This window comes from Thioflexithrix psekupsensis (genome assembly GCF_002149925.1).
In the GTDB taxonomy this organism is placed as follows: domain Bacteria; phylum Pseudomonadota; class Gammaproteobacteria; order Beggiatoales; family Beggiatoaceae; genus Thioflexithrix; species Thioflexithrix psekupsensis.
In genome coordinates, this window is sequence record NZ_MSLT01000012.1 from 317,235 (window position 1) to 334,207 (window position 16,973).

The window sequence follows — 16,973 nt, forward strand, 5'->3', positions numbered from 1 at the left end:
TCTGAACCAGAATTTAAAGAATAAAAAACCTAAAACTTAACCTCAAAGGAATTTCCTCTTGTGAATACTTCTATTCCGGTCATTACCATTGACGGCCCGAGTGGCGTGGGCAAAGGGACAGTGACTTTACGTTTAGCCCAATATTTGGGTTGGCATCATCTGGACAGTGGCGCGATTTATCGCGTGCTGGCCTTGGCTGCGGCGCAACGGCAATTGACCGACCAACGCGCCGAAGCCATCACCCAATTAGCGGTAGAACTTCAAGTTGAATTTCAACCATTGCCCGATCTCAGTGGCACACGGGTATTATTAGATCAACAAGATGTCACACAACAACTGCGCACCGAAACCATCGCCCAATTCGCCTCACAATTGGCCGCCATCGCCAGTATTCGTAGCGCACTATTACAGCGACAACGCGATTGTCGTCGCCTACCGGGTTTAGTTGCGGATGGGCGTGATATGGGAACGGTTGTCTTTCCCGACGCGCCGCTGAAATTCTTTTTAACCGCTTCACCACAAGAACGCGCAAATAGACGTTATAAACAGTTGAAACAAAAAGGAATAGATGCTAACCTAGACAACCTTGTCAAAGAAATTGCTGCTCGCGATCAACGCGATTGTGAACGTCAAACTGCACCACTCACCCCCGCAGCCGACGCACAACGTATTGACACCACGACCCTTTCTATCGAAGCCGTGATGGCACAACTACTGACATCGGTATCGAAACACCTTTAACCGCTGTGTTGCTCTGCGTCACTCTCGCCAGACAATACGGTTTTATTTTCACTAACCCACTTTTCCCAAAAAAGTGGCTTCAACAAATAATGTACTTGAGCCAATTTTTACCTGATTGGTCTATCAAGTCAGGGGTTTGGAATGACTGAAAGCCTTAGCTTTGCTGAATTATTTGAACAAAGTTTATCCAGTAAAAACATGGTACCCGGCAGCATTGTGCGCGGGATCGTGGTTGACATCCGCGCCGATGTGGTGATTGTCGATGCAGGTCTGAAATCAGAAGGGGTTATCCCATTAGAGCAATTCCGCGATGACAACGGTCAATTAGAAGTCAGTGTCGGTGATGAAGTCGATGTGGCTTTAGATGCCGTAGAAGACGGTTGTCTTTCCCGACGCGCCGCTGAAATTCTTTTTAACCGCTTCACCACAAGAACGCGCAAATAGACGTTATAAACAGTTGAAACAAAAAGGAATAGATGCTAACCTAGACAACCTTGTCAAAGAAATTGCTGCTCGCGATCAACGCGATTGTGAACGTCAAACTGCACCACTCACCCCCGCAGCCGACGCACAACGTATTGACACCACGACCCTTTCTATCGAAGCCGTGATGGCACAACTACTGACATCGGTATCGAAACACCTTTAACCGCTGTGTTGCTCTGCGTCACTCTCGCCAGACAATACGGTTTTATTTTCACTAACCCACTTTTCCCAAAAAAGTGGCTTCAACAAATAATGTACTTGAGCCAATTTTTACCTGATTGGTCTATCAAGTCAGGGGTTTGGAATGACTGAAAGCCTTAGCTTTGCTGAATTATTTGAACAAAGTTTATTCAGTAAAAACATGGTACCCGGCAGCATTGTGCGCGGGATCGTGGTTGACATCCGCGCCGATGTGGTGATTGTCGATGCAGGTCTGAAATCAGAAGGGGTTATCCCATTAGAGCAATTCCGCGATGACAACGGTCAATTAGAAGTCAGTGTCGGTGATGAAGTCGATGTGGCTTTAGATGCCGTAGAAGACGGTTGCGGGGAGACTCGTTTATCCCGCGAAAAAGCCAAACAAGCCGCCGCATGGACTATTTTAGAACGCGCCTACGAAAACACCGATACCATCACCGGTATCATTACCGATAAAGTCAAGGGTGGCTTTACCGTCAATATGAATGACATCCGTGCATTTTTACCGGGGTCATTGGTGGATGTGCGTCCTGTTCGTGACACGACTTATTTGGAAGGCAAGCCCTTAGAATTCAAGGTGATCAAACTGGATCGCCGTCGTAACAACGTGGTGGTGTCTCGCCGCGCTGTGGTAGAAAAAGAAAACAGTCAAGAACGCGAAACCTTACTCGAATCCATGCAAGAAGGCATGGTTTTACGCGGTATTGTGAAGAATTTAACCGATTACGGCGCATTCGTCGATTTAGGCGGTGTGGATGGTCTGTTACACATCACCGATATGGCGTGGAAACGGGTCAAACACCCCAGCGAAGTGGTCAGCGTAGGCGACGAAATCGAAGTGAAAGTGTTGAAATTCGACCGTGAGCGCGTGCGGGTCTCTTTAGGCTTGAAACAATTGGGCGAAGACCCTTGGATCGAAATTTCTCGCCGCTACCCCGAAAAAACCCGCGTCATGGGCAAAGTCACCAATTTAGCTGATTATGGTTGCTTTGTGGAGATTCAAGAAGGTGTAGAAGGTTTGGTTCACGTCTCCGAAATGGATTGGACGAATAAGAACATTCACCCCTCTAAAGTCGTACAAGTTGGCGATGAAGTGGAAGTCATGGTGTTAGAAATCGACGAAGAACGCCGTCGTATTTCTTTAGGCATCAAACAATGTCATCCGAATCCGTGGGACGAATTCGCCGCCACGCATAACAAAGGTGACAAAGTGGTGGGCAATATCAAATCTATCACTGATTTTGGTATTTTCCTTGGTTTGGAAGGCGGCATTGATGGTTTAGTGCATTTATCTGATATTTCTTGGAATGTTCCCGGTGAAGAAGCCGTGCGCGCTTACAAGAAAGGCGACGAAATTGAAACGGTTGTATTAGCCGTTGATCCAGAGCGTGAGCGTATTTCTTTAGGCATTAAGCAACTGGATAAAGACCCCTTCTCCCAATTTGTGGCGGATCACGCGAAAGGCTCAGTAGTTAAAGGCACTGTAAAAGAAGTGGATGCCAAAGGTGCAGTGATTCATTTAGAAGAAGGGGTTGAAGGCTACTTGCGTGCTTCTGAGTTGGCACGGGATCGGGTAGAAGATGCGCGTGTCTTATTAAAAGAAGGTGAAGCCATCGAAGCCAAATTCACCGGCGTAGATCGCAAAAAACGCATCATTACCTTATCGGTCAAAGCCAAAGAAACCGACGAAGAATCCGCAGCCATGCACGACTACGGTCGCTCACAACCCGCCGCGGCCACCCTTGGCGATTTGATGAAAGAGCAAATGGAAAAAGGCAGTTAAGCCATTTTTCGACGTTTTCTACGTCTCTAAAAATAGCGCGTTGATGGATAGAGATAAAAATCTCTAGCTATTCAGCGCGTTACAAAAGCGCAATAGGATGCACGCTTTTTCCTCCCATAATAATACAGCTTATCGATTGGATTGGAACATGACCAAATCAGAATTAATAGAAGCCATTGCCGAAAAACAAAAGCAATTAGCACCAAAAGACATTGATCTGGCTGTCAAAACGCTGTTAGAACACATGGCACAGGCTTTGGCCAATGGTGAGCGTATAGAAATACGTGGTTTTGGCAGTTTCTCCCTACATTATCGCCCACCCCGTACAGGGCGTAATCCAAAAACAGGGGAAGCGGTGTCTCTGCCCGCAAAATACGTTCCCCATTTCAAACCCGGCAAAGAATTGCGCGACCGCGTCAATCCTGATTAATCCCATTAAACATTTTCTTGACAGTCTTGGTCTTAACACAGGGCAGAGTGCGGCGTTTTGTTGCCTCTGCCTGTTTTATTAGGCGAAATCACCGTAATTAGTGAAGGATCAATAACGTATGCGTTTTCAAAAAATAGGCCTATTGATACTGATTTCAGGTTGTTGGAGCGTTTTAGCTGGCACAGTGACCGCACAAACCACGCCACAGACGCTTGATTACATCGTGACGGTGGTCAATGAAGAAGTCATTACTCATAGCGAACTACAAGAACAATTGCGCAAAGCCCAAACCCGTCTGGAACAACAAGGGATTCGCATTCCACCAGATGCAGATTTAGAACGCCAAGTGCTGGAAAGTATGATCATGAATACTTTACAGTTACAATTGGCCACGCGCACCAATGTGGAAGTGGATGATTTAACGCTAAATGAGGCGTTACGTAATTTAGCTTCACAACAAAATATGACCCTAGATGAATTACGTGATAGCATAGAAAGCAGCGGTTTTAGCTATGCGAATTTTCGGGAAGACATTCGTGATGAATTACTCATCCGTCGGTTGCAACAACGACAAGTGGTGAGTCGTATTAATATTACTGATAAAGAAATCGACAATTTTTTAGTCAATCAAGTACAACAAGGTGCGATTGCTTCAGAATATCGTTTATTCCATATTCTCATTGCCACGCCAGAGGCGGCCTCGCCTGAAGTCATTGCCGCAAAAAAATCCCAAGCAGAAACCATTCTCAGCCAATTGCAACAAGGCGCAGATTTTCAAGAGATGGCGGTGCGGGTTTCTGATGGGCAACAGGCTTTAGAAGGGGGGGATTTAGGATGGCGCAGTGCGGCGCAATTGCCGAGTTTATTTTTAGAATCGGTGCTGTCTTTGTCTGTGGGAGAGGCGAGTCCGTTAATTCGCAACGCGGGCGGTTTTCACATCATTAAATTAGCCGATATGCGCGGCGGTAAACAACTGGTAACACAAACCAAAGCCCGTCATATCTTATTGAAAACCAATGAACTACTCTCAGATCGAGAGGCCGAACGCCAACTGTCCGCGCTTAAATACCGCTTAGAACAAGGAGAAGATTTTGCACAACTGGCACGCGCCACGTCTACCGATTTGGGATCGGCCGCAGAGGGAGGCGATTTAGGTTGGGTGACTCCGGGCGATATGGTGGCCGAGTTTGAAACGGTCATGGACAGTTTAGCCGAAGGGCAAATTAGCGATCCTTTCAAGAGTCGCTTTGGTTGGCATTTGGTTTTGGTTGAGCAACGCCGCGAACACGATAACACCGACCAAGCCCGCCGCACCGAAGCCGCCCGCCAAATTCGGGAACGCAAAATTGAAGAAGAATTAAATACGTGGATGCGCCAATTACGCGACGAGGCTTATGTTGAATATCGCTTAAAAAATGAGTCGCAGTAAGAAAATAGTTTGTCTGAATCAGAATTAAGAGAATTAACAGACTAATGACTGTTTATTACTATAAATTCTGATTCAGATTTTCTATTTAAAAGCTCAAAGTACTATTGTCTTCAAAAACAATTTTTCGCACCACTAATTCTGCGGCAATTTCATCATTTTTTAACGCCAACATTTGATGTCTTTGTCCCAACAATCGACCGTTACGTTGTGTGCCTTCATCGGTGATTTGGGACTGTGCGGCGATGCGCAAATGTTCTGTCACTGCAATGCCATATAAATGTCCACCTAATAAATTTCTAAAATTCACTCTGGCATCAATGTCTTTAATCGCTTTATCATAACCATTATTTAACACCAAATCTAAGGCATAATAAGTGTTAAATTTAATTTTCACTTCTCGAAATTGCCAGCTTTCTAATGTGACTAACGGAGAACTCGCCATGACATCGGGAGAAGATAGTACCGAGGGGGAAATGGGGTTGTGGTGCAATTGCGTTTCCACTTGCTGCACGCTTTGTTTTAACTCGTTGACAATCTGCTCTAAATGCAACACTCTTGTTTCTAACGCCTTGAAAGCGTCTGCATCAATGACCGGAGTCATTGACTCTTCAGCCCACAGCGGCAGCGTCAAACCACTGCACAAGAGAATCGTAGCGATTTTATGATATAACATGGGTCTTTAATCCTCAGTGGATGTTTTGGCGTGTTGACTGTTTGCGTCGGCACATGAAAACATAAAAAAGCGACACAGCCAACACGTAAACCCAATTTATAGGCGATTATAGCCATTTAAAGCGGCCACACGATAAGCCTCTGCCATCGTGGGATAATTAAATGTGGTGTTAATAAAATACATTAAATTATTGGCATCTCCTTTTTGTGCCATAATCGCCTGACCAATGTGGATAATTTCCGCCGATTCACTGCCAAAACAGTGAATGCCTAAAATCTCTAGGGTTTCACGGTGAAATAATATTTTCAACATGCCCACCGTTTGCCCCGTAATTTGCGCCCGTGCCAAACTCTTGAAAAACGCATGACCCACTTCATAAGGAATTTTGCTTTCGGTTAATTCTCGTTCGGTGCGCCCCACAGAACTGATTTCTGGGCTGGTATAAATCCCTGTGGGGATGTCTTCGATCAAACGGTGATCACATTGTCCCGTGACAAAATGCGTGGCCGCAAAACGGCCTTGATCGTAAGCCGCACTGGCTAAACTCGGATAACCCACAATATCGCCCACCGCATAAATGTGAGGGACACTGGTTTGATAATTGGCATTGACTTCCAATTGACCGCGGCGGTTAATCGCAATGCCAATTTGTTCTAATCCCATGTCGCGTGAATTTCCCGACCGTCCGTTGGCAAAAAGTAGCACATCGCTTTTAATTTGTTTACCCGATTTCATGTGTAAAATAACACAATCGTCTAATGGCTCTACGGCGGCATATTCTTCGTTGTGGCGAATTAAAATGCCCTGATCGCGTAGGTGATAAGACAATGCGTCAATAATTTCATCGTCCAAAAACGCCAATAATTTATCACGGGTGTTGATTAAATTGACTTTGACATCGAAACCGCGAAAAAAGGACGCATATTCACATCCAATCACCCCCGCGCCATAGATGGTTATACAGTAAGGCGTGTGGTCAAGTTGTAGAATGGTGTCACTGTCGTGAATGCGGGGATGGGTAAAATCGATGTCTTTGGGACGGTAGGGACTTGACCCGGAAGCCACAATAAATGCTTCTGCATGATAACGTTTACGTGGCGCGTTGTCGGATAAAACTTCAACCGTGTGCGGATCAATAAAGCGGGCATGTCCATGTAAAACATCAACATTATTCCGATCATAAAATGATTGGCGCATTTTGACTTGTTTATTAATCACACTTTCGGCCGATTTTAACAGTTGGGGATAACTGATGTTGAGTCCCTGAATGAGATGTTCAAACATGGGATAATTTCTAAAATCGACTAAACGCTGTACGGCATGACGAAGTGCTTTACTGGGAATTGTTCCCCAATGGCTGCATCCGCCGCCGACTTTCATGTATTTTTCGACAATGGCGACACGTTTACCTGCTTTAACGGCTTTCATGGCAGCCCCTTCGCCGCCAGGCCCACTGCCAATGACAATCATATCGTATTCGTTTGCCACCATAAGTTACCTTTCGTTGTTGGTTGTGAATGGGTGTTTAGGGGGTTATTGTAACTGATTTTATGAACAGGATAAGATTTGTTTATTATGAAAAAAACGCGGCACACGATGCCATCACTTGCCCATAGATTGTTTAAATAGAGGTTTGCAACGAGATGAGTAAACGCCCCAAGATTTTAGTGGTTGATGACGATGCCAGTGTGCGACATGCGCTGGCCGAGACACTCAAGCTAAATCAGTATGATATTAGGCTGCTGGAGCAGGGACAAACGGTGTTGGAAGAGTTGGCTGAGACCAGTGTGGATTTAATTATTTTGGATGTGATGTTGCCGGATGTGGATGGTTTTGCGTTATGCCAGCACATCAAAGCCAATCCTCATTATCAACATATCCCATTGATTTTAATCACATCAATGGACAGTAAAGTGGCTTTGGCCAACGGCGTAGCCGCGGGCGCGGACGATTTTTTACATAAACCCATTCATGCAGTGGAATTGTTGGCACGTGTCCAATCGATGTTACGCATCAAACGACAATATGATGAATTAGAAGCCACCTTAAAAATGCGCGAAGAATTGTCTAATATGATCGTGCATGATATGTCTAGCCCGGTGATTTCGATTTTATTACACGCCACATTAATGGAAGAAAAGGTGTCTGATCCTGAAGTGATTAAGCATTTACAAATGATTAAAGCGGGGGCTGATCGTTTGGATTCTTTTGTGAATGATCTGTTAATGGCTGCGAAAATGGAACAAAGTAAGTTTTTATTAAATACGGCTTTAACAGATATTAATCAATTGGCAGTAGATGCGCAAAAGCATTTTAATATTATCGCGCAATCGCGGGGTATTGTTTTGCAATTTGATCTGCCTGATCCGCCGATTGAAGCGATGATTGATAGTAATTTATTTCGCCGAGTGATTGGGAATTTATTAGCCAATGCGTTGCAATATTCGCCTTCAGCCACCACGGTGATCTTACGTTTAACGCCGTTGTCTTATGCCGAATCGGGGACGCATTTTCGTCTCAGTGTGATTGATGAGGGGCCGGGGATTCCAGAGGCGTATCGTGAGCGCATTTTTGAGAAGTTTGAAGTGGTTGATTTAAAACGCAAAGGCGTGCCACAAATTGGATTAGGCTTAACTTTTTGTAAAATGGTGGTGAATGCCCACAATGGCAAAATTTTCGTTAAACCCAATGCCAATCAAGGATCGCATTTTGTGGTTGAGATTTAAAAAATGTCCTATTTGACGCGAATTTATCATCATTCACGGTTATTACTTATTTTATTTTTCATTTGGTTTATCCTCAGCGAAGGCAAAACGGACACAGCGGCGTTATTATTTGGTGCGGTGAGTGTGGGGATAAGCTATTGGTTTTATTTACATTTACCGCAAAATCGACGTTTTTCAGTGAGTTTTTGGGGATTATTACTGTTTTTAGGCTATTTTTTCAAAGCTTCATTACAGGGCAGTTGGGATGTGGCGCGGAGAGCTTTTCATCCTGATTTACCGATTAGTCCGGGCTGGTGCCGTTACCAACCCGGTTTGGCTGATGGGATGCCGCGCTGGCTATTTATGAACGTGATCAGCTTGCTACCGGGAACATTGAGTGCGGATTATGATGAGCGCAATAATGTGTTGTTTGTCCACGTGCTGACGCAACACCATCACAGTGAACAAGAATTGCATCTTTTAGAACAGTATCTTCTCAAAGCCTTTCCCGATGCGCATCAACAGGAGAAAATGTAAAAAATGACCATTTTCTTTGGATTAATGATTGCTTTGCTGTTATTAACCATAATTGCAGGTTTAGCGCGGGTGATTCAGGGACCGACGTTAGCGGATCGCTTGTTGGCAGTGTTACTTTTTGGAACGACCACGTGTGCGGTGTTGTTATTGTTGGCTGAAGTGTTGAATTTGCGGGCGTTGCGCGATGTGGCGTTGGTATTCGCTTTATTGGCGGTGGTGGCTTCGGCGGCATTTGCGCGGTTTTATCGTGTGGAGATGCCTGATGATCATTGATGGATTGGTGGTGTTAAGCTTATTGATTGGCTGTGTTTTTTTTATTGCCGGCACGGTGGGCGTGCTGCGAATGCCTGATGTCTATAGTCGTTTACATGCCTTAACTAAAGCCGATAATGCGGGTTTAGGCTTTGTTATTTTAGGGCTGGCATTACACAATCAAAGCGGAATATTAGCCTTGAAATTAGGGTTAATTTGGCTGTTAGTTTTACTTGCCAGTTCTGTGGCATGCCATTTGGTGGCGCGTACTGCGTTGCAGCGGGAGGCGCATTTGTCAAAACGCTAATCGGTCGGATTGAACCGAATCAATAATAATCCAAATCAAAGGAAACAATAATGTCAGAAACCGTTGTCACTTTTGAGCGTTTTAATCAGCAATTAAAGGCAAAAAATAATCCTCATTTATTTGATTTAACGGCATTGCCTCCATTAAGTTTATACGTTCACATTCCTTGGTGTGTGCGAAAATGTCCTTATTGTGATTTTAATTCGCATGAAATTCGAGATTCAGTGCCAGAACGAGATTATTTAAATGCGTTATTTGCGGATTTAGAACAGGAATTGCCGCATATTTGGGGTAGAAAAGTCATTAGTGTTTTTATTGGTGGGGGAACACCCAGTGTTTTGTCGCCTGAAATTATTAATGAATTGATCACAGGATTGCGCAGCCGATTGGCAATTATTCCCCAAGCAGAAATTACTTTAGAAGCTAACCCCGGTACAGTGGATAATGCACGTTTTAAGGGCTATTTAGAAGCAGGCATTAATCGCTTGTCATTAGGAATTCAAAGTTTTAATGATGATTTTTTACAATCTTTAGGTAGAATTCATGGCAGAGAAGAAGCGATTAAAGCGATTGAAATGGTGACATTATCTGGATTTAAGAATTTTAATATTGATTTAATGTTTGGATTGCCTGCACAAACTGAAAAACAGGCTTTAGATGATTTAAAAATAGCTTTAGCCTATCAACCGCCGCATTTATCTTGGTATCAATTAACCATTGAACCTAATACGTTATTTCATCGTCGGCCGCCACCGTTATTACCTGAAGATGATGATTTGTGGACTATTCAAACCATTGGGCAAAGTTATTTAAAAGAATCAGGTTATTTACACTATGAAGTTTCTGCTTATGCCAAGCCGAATCAACGCTGCCGTCATAATGTAAATTATTGGCAATTTGGCGATTATATTGGAATTGGTGCGGGGGCGCATGGAAAAATTAGCAATGCGCAATTAGGGCGCATTATTCGTTATAGCAAACAACGCCATCCACAACGTTATTTAGCCACCGCTTCTACGGCTCAAGTTCGCGTAGATGAACGTGAATTGACGCATAAAGAGGTGTGTTTAGAATTTATGTTAAATGCGCTCCGTTTGCACGATGGTTTTACGAAAAGTCAATTTATGGCTTATACGGGTGTTGCCTTTGATAAAGTAGAGCCTGCATTGGGAGAAGCAATGGCAAAAGAATGGTTAGAACGAATTGGCGATCATTATTTTCCTTCGGAAACAGGGCGATTGTTTTTAAATGATTTGTTAGCTTTATTTCTCTGAAAGTATAGAGCAAAAACATGTGCAGTATGAAAAATTTATTTTATCTAATTATTTTATTATTTGTGATGGCGGTTTTATATATTCTATTCGATCTTGATTTTGTTAAATTGGGATTTACGCTTAGAATTAATCCTATAGAAACTATTTCGACTCGTTGGAAAGAAGTATTTGGTATTGTGATGATGGTTTTTTCTTTTGTGAAGAATTTATTTATGGCTATTTTTGAATTTTTAGCTCCTTTATTTAAAGAATTAACCGCCCCTCGTTGAAAATTTTTTGCCGCTCTTTTTTGAAAATACATTATTGGTTGTAAGGGCTTAAATTGAGAATTGCTGTCTCTACACGATTCAGGATATACTTCAACCTTTAAGACGGTTGTCACCTGACTGTCATCAAACGCAACGTGTTATAGAGACCGCTTCACTCCGCATGACCCGCAAAAAAATCACGCAAAGTAGCCAGCGTTGGTGTCAAGAACACCGCAATGATCCCTACGTCAAACAAGCCCAACAGGCCGGTTATCGCTCTCGTGCAGTCTACAAACTGGCACAAATTCATCAACAGGATGCTTTATTTCGACCCAAAATGACCGTGGTTGACTTAGGCGCGGCACCCGGTGGCTGGTCACAATGGGTGAAACAACAATTTCAATCCATTCGCGTTTTTGCCCTTGACATACTGCCAATGGATCCTTTACCAGAAGTCACTTTTATCCAAGGGGATTTTCGGGAAGATGTCGTATTAAATGAATTATTAACCGCTTTAGGAGAGGAAAAAGCCCACCTTGTAATGTCTGACATGGCACCCAATATCACAGGAAACAAATCAGTCGATCAACCTCGTGCCATGTTATTGGCTGAGTTGGCGAGAGATTTTGCACTTTCCGTACTCGCGCCCGGTGGACACTTCTTGAGTAAGGTATTTCAAGGCGAAGGCTTTGATGCCTATGTCAAGAGTTTGCGATTGCACTTTAAACAAGTGAACATTCGTAAACCCGACGCATCACGGGCGCGGTCGGCTGAAATGTACGTGTTAGCCAAACACTATCGATCTGACACTGCACTACCCCGATCCCCATCTATCCCATAACTGACGAATGCCAAAGGCGTTTTTCACTGCACTTGCAGCGTTTTTTATCTTGAGAGGCATCAATCACCATGAATGACATGGCAAAAAATCTTTTACTCTGGGTTGTTATCGCCCTCGTCTTAATGATGGTATTTAACAACTTCGGCCCACGCCAACCTAATACGCAATCTATGCAGTATTCAGAATTTATTCAGGCTGTACAAGCAGGACAAGTTGAGCGGGTTGTTATTGAAGGACGCACCATCAAAGGAAGCAAACAAGACGGCACTCCTTTCATCACCTATAATCCCGGCGATAATGGTTTAATCGGCGACTTATTGGCCAATAAAGTCGCCATCGAATCTAATCCACCCGAACAACAATCATTACTCATGCAGATTTTTATCTCCTGGTTCCCGATGTTGTTATTGTTTGGTTTACTGGTGTTTTTCATGCGACAAATGCAAGGCGGTGGCGGCCGCGGCGCGTTATCATTTGGTAAAAGTCGGGCGCGCATGATCGAAGAAGATCAAGTTAAAGTCACCTTTGCCGACGTGGCAGGCGCAGATGAAGCCAAAGAAGAAGTGACTGAATTGGTAGAATTTCTCCGCGATCCCGGTAAATTCCAAAATTTAGGCGGTAAAATTCCCCGCGGTGTACTGATGGTGGGATCACCCGGTACCGGTAAAACACTGTTGGCACGCGCCATTGCCGGCGAGGCCAAAGTGCCATTTTTTACCATTTCAGGCTCAGATTTCGTAGAAATGTTTGTGGGTGTAGGTGCATCACGGGTGCGTGATATGTTTGAACAAGCGAAAAAACACTCACCTTGTATTATTTTCATTGACGAAATCGATGCGGTAGGACGGCATCGTGGTGCGGGCTTAGGTGGCGGCCATGATGAACGCGAACAAACCCTAAACCAATTATTGGTAGAAATGGACGGCTTTGAAGGCAATGAAGGCGTAATTGTCATTGCGGCGACTAACCGTCCAGACGTATTAGACCCTGCCTTATTGCGTCCGGGACGTTTTGATCGTCAAGTGGTGGTGCCGTTGCCTGACATTCGCGGACGTGAGCAAATTTTAAAAGTTCACATGCGTAAAGTGCCGATTGCTGACGATGTCAATCCCACGGTGATTGCACGTGGTACACCGGGCTTTTCGGGTGCAGATTTAGCCAATTTGGTGAATGAAGCCGCTTTATTTGCCGCACGTGAAAACAAACGCTTAGTTGACATGAGCGATTTTGAACGTGCCAAAGACAAGGTGTTAATGGGGGCAGAACGTAAATCAATGGTGATGAGCGAAGATGAGAAAAAACTCACCGCTTATCATGAAGCGGGTCATGCGATTGTAGGGCGTTGTGTTCCTGCGCACGATCCTGTTTACAAAGTCACGATTATTCCGCGGGGTCGAGCTTTGGGAGTGACGATGTTTTTACCCGAACAAGATCGTTACAGCAGCAGCAAAGAGCGTTTAGAAAGCCAAATTTCCAGCTTATTTGGGGGACGTTTAGCTGAAGAAATCGTTTTTGGCCCAGAACACATCACCACTGGCGCAAGTAACGACATTAAACGCGCTACGGAATTGGCGCGCAATATGGTAACACAATGGGGCATGTCCGAACGTTTAGGCCCGCTGAGTTATGGTGAAGAGAATGGCGAAGTGTTCTTAGGTCACAGCGTCACACAACACAAAATGATGTCTGATGAAACAGCACATCTCATTGATGAAGAAATCCGCTCGGTGATTGATCGTAATTATTTGCGTTCTGAACGAATTTTGAAAGAAAACATCAAAATTCTGCACTTAATGGCAGAGGCATTGATCAAATACGAGACCATTGACGCGGATCAAATTGAAGACTTGATGACCGGTAAAGAACCCCGTCCTCCCAAAGATTGGGATGAAACTCGCGGCGGTGGACACGGCGGTCATGCCGAAAAAGACAATGTTGACGTGCTTGATTTGAAAAAATCCAAACGCTCTGGTGACGGTGGCATCGGCGATCCAGCCAGCCAACATTGATCTGTGATCTGTTTTGTGAATCACGCAATAAAAAACCCCGGTGTCAATCGGGGTTTTTTATTAACGTATGATCTTATTAATGCCCTAAGCCAACAATCACCTCCCATTCTCCCGCCGTCATAGGCGTAATAGACAAGCGATTGCCACGTTTTAAAACTAGCAAATCCGTCAAAGCAGGATGCTGTCGCAATTCGTCTAAGGTCACAAAATGCCTAAATTTTTCCACAAAAGCCACATCCACCGCATACCAACGAGGATTTTCTGGCTGGCTTTTGGGATCGTAATAACGGTGCTTAGGGTCAAATGCGGTGGGATCAGGATAGGCTGTCCGCACCACTTTGGCGCGCCCTGCAACGCCCGCAGGACGGGCATTAGAATGGTAAAATAAAACCTCATCATTCACGTGCATCTGATCGCGCAAAAAATTGCGGGCTTGATAATTTCTCACGCCATCCCAAATCGCCGTTTGCACTCGCTGTAAATCGTCAATACCAAAAACATCAGGTTCTGATTTCATCAACCAATAAGCCATTTTCTTACTGCCATTTTAATTTTATTAGAGACAAGAAAATGGGGATAATACCGCACATCGATATTATCCCCAATTCGCACCAAAACCCATCAATTAAAACAATTATAAACCTGTTTTAATCTTCGTCCAAACCCGTGTAATCACGCGGTCGATTTTAGGTGGCATTACCGCTAAAGTAAAGAGTTTATCCATCACTTCATCAGAAGGATAAACATTAGGGTCTTGACGAATGGCTTCATCCACTAATTCTTTTGAAGATAAATTGCCATTGGCATAAGAAACATAATTAGATACTTCAGCAATCACTTCAGGGCGCATTAAGTAATTAATAAATGTATGCGCGGCTTCAACATTTTTCGCATCTTTAGGAATGGCCAACATATCAAACCAAACCACAGTTCCCTCTTTGGGTAAACTGTAAGCGACTTCAACACCTTTGCCCGCTTCAGCCGCACGAGTGGCCGCCTGCAAAATATCACCTGACCATCCCAAAGCCACACAAATATCTCCATTGGCTAAGTCATTGATATATTGAGAAGAATGGAAATAAGTGATATTTGGACGCGCCGCCGCCAACAAAGGCGCAGCGTGTTCAGTATAATCCGCTTCATTCAAGCTGTTGGGATCATGTCCCAAGTAATGCAACGCAATCGGCAATACTTCAGACTGCGCGTCCAAAGCAGAAATACCACAATCTTTTAATTTGGCCATATTTTCTGGTTTAAAAAATAAATCCCAGCTATTAACAGGCGCATCTTCACCCAAGCGGGCTTTTACCGCTTTTACGTTGTAACCTAAACCCGTTGTCCCCCAAAGATAAGGCACTGCGTGGGCGTTCTCTGGATCAACCCGTTGCAATTTACGCATTAACCCTTCATCTAAGTGATGATAATTGGTTAATTTGCTTTTATCTAAGGGCATAAAAATGCCGGCTTTAATTTGGCGGCCGAGAAAAGAGGCAGAAGGAACGACCACATCAAATCCAGTGTTTCCTGCCAATAATTTGGCTTCCAATAATTCGTTGCTGTCGAACACATCATAAACCACTTTGATGCCCGTCTCTTTTTCAAAATTAGCGACGGTTTCTGGAGCGATATAATCACTCCAATTATAGACATGCAACACATTTTCTTGTGCATACCCATTGGCTGTAAAACATAGTCCGAGTAATGCCGCACATAAGCCAGATGAAAAGGAACGCATTAGGGTTATTTCCTCATGTTAAATTAACGTTAAAAGACAGGATTTACTCCATTCTCTATATTGCAAAGTTTAGCGAATATCCCAATTTAGGCCACCCGTTAATAGTAACGATCTACTGGGGCTTCAATGGCCGCTGCTCATTTTTTTTGCAAGTGGTTAAAACGCACGGGGCATTTTATAATACAATTAATTGAGACGTATGAAGTGATAAGAATGTTTAAACTATTTTTTTATTTTTTATTAGGGGTGATTTCGATTATTTTTTTAACGGCTTGTCAACGCGATTCTAATGCGCCTGATACGTCTAAACGTGCGGCTTCTCGTACGGCAACGGTGCCTGTGATTTTACAGATTCCCTTGTGGAAAAATGAGCGTATTCGTGTTGAAACCATTGCCACTGCCTATGCTCAAAAAACAGCCACATTATATCCAAAACAAAATGGAGAAATTACCGCTATTTATTTTCGTACGGGCGAATGGGTAAAAGCAGGACAAATTTTATTACAATTAGATGATAAAAATGAAAAAATTGCCTTAGAATTAGCTCATGTTCAAGCCACCGATGCCGAGCGGCTTTTTAAACGCTACCAACGCGCTGAGGGAACGCAAACTTTTGCGCCTGCCGTCGTGGATGAAGCCCGCACGGCAATGCAATTGCGTCAAATTCAATTAAAAGCCGCTCAATTAGCCGTAGAAGAACGTCAAATTATCGCACCATTTTCGGGTTATATTGGTTTTAGTTCGTTAAATATTGGCGATAGAGTCAGTCCAAATACGGCGATTGCTTCATTAGACGATAGAAAAAAATTAAATATTCGTTTTAGCCTTCCTGAATCGTTTGCTATTCATCTTCAATTAGGACAAAACATTACACTTTTTTCATGGCGAGATAACGCACCTATTCAAGCAGAAATTAGTGAAATCGATAGCCAAATTGATAGCCGCACCCGTCATTTATTAATTCAAGCGCAATTTGACAACGAACCCGATCATTATCGGCCGGGCATGAGTTTCCGCATTCAAGCCGAATTTTACGGCAAAACTTACCCCGCAGTGCCTGAAATGGCAGTGCAATGGGGAGGGGATGGCGCGTATATTTGGGTGGTGCAAGAAGCGCAGGTGCAACAACTGCCTATTTCCATTGTGCAGCGTTTGGAAGGGGAATTGTTAATTGACGCAGCTTTAACGCCAGAAATGCCGATCATTATCGAAGGTGTGCAGCGGGTGCGTAAAGGGGCGCAAATTGAATCATTCGATCCGATTTTGTTTGTTGAAAACGCTAAAAATATGCCAACGATTCCGTTAAAATTACAATAAATTTTCAG

19 protein-coding genes are annotated in these 16,973 nt (G+C 43.8%); 15 read left to right on the forward strand and 4 right to left on the reverse strand.

What is annotated here, in order from left to right; genetic code table 11:
- The first annotated feature begins 60 nt into the window (after window positions 1-60).
- The 6 genes from cmk (at window position 61) to TPSD3_RS06535 (ending at window position 5,067) form a co-directional block, all read left to right on the forward strand.
- The gene (gene cmk, locus TPSD3_RS06510; RefSeq protein ID WP_086487772.1) at window positions 61-741 is read left to right on the forward strand and encodes a (d)CMP kinase; all 681 of its coding nucleotides are present in this window, start codon (window positions 61-63) and stop codon (window positions 739-741) included.
- A gap of 141 nt (window positions 742-882) precedes the next feature.
- A complete protein-coding gene (locus tag TPSD3_RS06515; protein ID WP_086487773.1) occupies window positions 883-1,185 on the forward strand; it encodes a S1 RNA-binding domain-containing protein in 303 nt (100 codons plus the stop codon).
- Window positions 1,142-1,390 (forward strand): (d)CMP kinase, encoded by a 249-nt coding sequence (locus tag TPSD3_RS06520; protein WP_086487774.1) that lies wholly within the window; start codon window positions 1,142-1,144, stop codon window positions 1,388-1,390. Before TPSD3_RS06515 ends, TPSD3_RS06520 begins: the two co-directional genes overlap by 44 nt.
- A gap of 141 nt (window positions 1,391-1,531) precedes the next feature.
- A complete protein-coding gene (rpsA, locus tag TPSD3_RS06525) occupies window positions 1,532-3,208 on the forward strand; it encodes a 30S ribosomal protein S1 (protein WP_086487775.1) in 1,677 nt (558 codons plus the stop codon).
- A gap of 148 nt (window positions 3,209-3,356) precedes the next feature.
- Entirely contained in the window at window positions 3,357-3,638 is a 282-nt protein-coding gene (locus tag TPSD3_RS06530; protein ID WP_086487776.1) for an integration host factor subunit beta, read from the forward strand.
- A 118-nt stretch (window positions 3,639-3,756) separates the two neighbouring features.
- Window positions 3,757-5,067: a peptidylprolyl isomerase gene (locus TPSD3_RS06535; protein WP_086487777.1), complete on the forward strand. Its 1,311-nt coding sequence runs from the start codon at window positions 3,757-3,759 to the stop codon at window positions 5,065-5,067.
- A gap of 85 nt (window positions 5,068-5,152) precedes the next feature.
- Here TPSD3_RS06535 and TPSD3_RS06540 read toward each other — a convergent pair whose 3' ends face one another.
- Together TPSD3_RS06540 and sthA are read right to left on the reverse strand one after the other, a co-directional pair.
- On the reverse strand, window positions 5,153-5,740 hold the full coding sequence (locus tag TPSD3_RS06540) for a hypothetical protein (RefSeq protein ID WP_086487778.1): 588 nt from the start codon (window positions 5,738-5,740) through the stop codon (window positions 5,153-5,155).
- Window positions 5,741-5,836: 96 nt separating this feature from the next.
- Window positions 5,837-7,228, reverse strand: coding sequence for a Si-specific NAD(P)(+) transhydrogenase (gene sthA / locus TPSD3_RS06545; RefSeq protein ID WP_217884429.1), 1,392 nt, complete (start codon window positions 7,226-7,228; stop codon window positions 5,837-5,839).
- A gap of 155 nt (window positions 7,229-7,383) precedes the next feature.
- On the opposite strand from sthA, the gene TPSD3_RS06550 reads away from it, so the two are divergent.
- From TPSD3_RS06550 to ftsH, 8 genes are all read left to right on the forward strand, one after another.
- Window positions 7,384-8,466, forward strand: coding sequence for a hybrid sensor histidine kinase/response regulator (locus tag TPSD3_RS06550; protein WP_086487780.1), 1,083 nt, complete (start codon window positions 7,384-7,386; stop codon window positions 8,464-8,466).
- 3 nt (window positions 8,467-8,469) lie between these two features.
- Window positions 8,470-8,982, forward strand: coding sequence for a Na+/H+ antiporter subunit E (locus TPSD3_RS06555; protein ID WP_086487781.1), 513 nt, complete (start codon window positions 8,470-8,472; stop codon window positions 8,980-8,982).
- 3 nt (window positions 8,983-8,985) lie between these two features.
- Window positions 8,986-9,255 carry an MrpF/PhaF family protein gene (locus tag TPSD3_RS06560; protein WP_086487782.1) on the forward strand — a complete coding sequence of 90 codons (270 nt, stop codon included), beginning with the start codon at window positions 8,986-8,988 and terminating at the stop codon, window positions 9,253-9,255.
- Complete coding sequence (gene mnhG, locus TPSD3_RS06565; protein ID WP_086487783.1) at window positions 9,245-9,541, forward strand: monovalent cation/H(+) antiporter subunit G; 297 nt, start codon at window positions 9,245-9,247, stop codon at window positions 9,539-9,541. The genes TPSD3_RS06560 and mnhG overlap by 11 nt, the downstream gene beginning before the upstream one ends.
- 50 nt (window positions 9,542-9,591) lie before the next feature.
- On the forward strand, window positions 9,592-10,815 hold the full coding sequence (hemW, locus tag TPSD3_RS06570) for a radical SAM family heme chaperone HemW (protein WP_086487784.1): 1,224 nt from the start codon (window positions 9,592-9,594) through the stop codon (window positions 10,813-10,815).
- 17 nt (window positions 10,816-10,832) lie between these two features.
- Window positions 10,833-11,084 carry a hypothetical protein gene (locus TPSD3_RS06575; protein ID WP_140048504.1) on the forward strand — a complete coding sequence of 84 codons (252 nt, stop codon included), beginning with the start codon at window positions 10,833-10,835 and terminating at the stop codon, window positions 11,082-11,084.
- 160 nt (window positions 11,085-11,244) lie between these two features.
- Window positions 11,245-11,904 carry a 23S rRNA (uridine(2552)-2'-O)-methyltransferase RlmE gene (gene rlmE, locus TPSD3_RS06580; protein WP_086487786.1) on the forward strand — a complete coding sequence of 220 codons (660 nt, stop codon included), beginning with the start codon at window positions 11,245-11,247 and terminating at the stop codon, window positions 11,902-11,904.
- A gap of 68 nt (window positions 11,905-11,972) precedes the next feature.
- Complete coding sequence (gene ftsH, locus TPSD3_RS06585) at window positions 11,973-13,913, forward strand: ATP-dependent zinc metalloprotease FtsH (RefSeq protein ID WP_086487787.1); 1,941 nt, start codon at window positions 11,973-11,975, stop codon at window positions 13,911-13,913.
- 76 nt (window positions 13,914-13,989) lie between these two features.
- On the opposite strand, the gene TPSD3_RS06590 is transcribed toward ftsH, so the two are convergent.
- Both TPSD3_RS06590 and TPSD3_RS06595 read right to left on the reverse strand, forming a co-directional pair.
- On the reverse strand, window positions 13,990-14,430 hold the full coding sequence (locus tag TPSD3_RS06590; protein WP_245391536.1) for an EVE domain-containing protein: 441 nt from the start codon (window positions 14,428-14,430) through the stop codon (window positions 13,990-13,992).
- Window positions 14,431-14,547: 117 nt separating this feature from the next.
- Window positions 14,548-15,648 (reverse strand): extracellular solute-binding protein, encoded by a 1,101-nt coding sequence (locus TPSD3_RS06595; RefSeq protein WP_086487789.1) that lies wholly within the window; start codon window positions 15,646-15,648, stop codon window positions 14,548-14,550.
- 213 nt (window positions 15,649-15,861) lie between these two features.
- On the opposite strand from TPSD3_RS06595, the gene TPSD3_RS06600 reads away from it, so the two are divergent.
- A complete protein-coding gene (locus TPSD3_RS06600; protein WP_176329762.1) occupies window positions 15,862-16,965 on the forward strand; it encodes an efflux RND transporter periplasmic adaptor subunit in 1,104 nt (367 codons plus the stop codon).
- The last annotated feature ends 8 nt before the right edge of the window (window positions 16,966-16,973 follow it).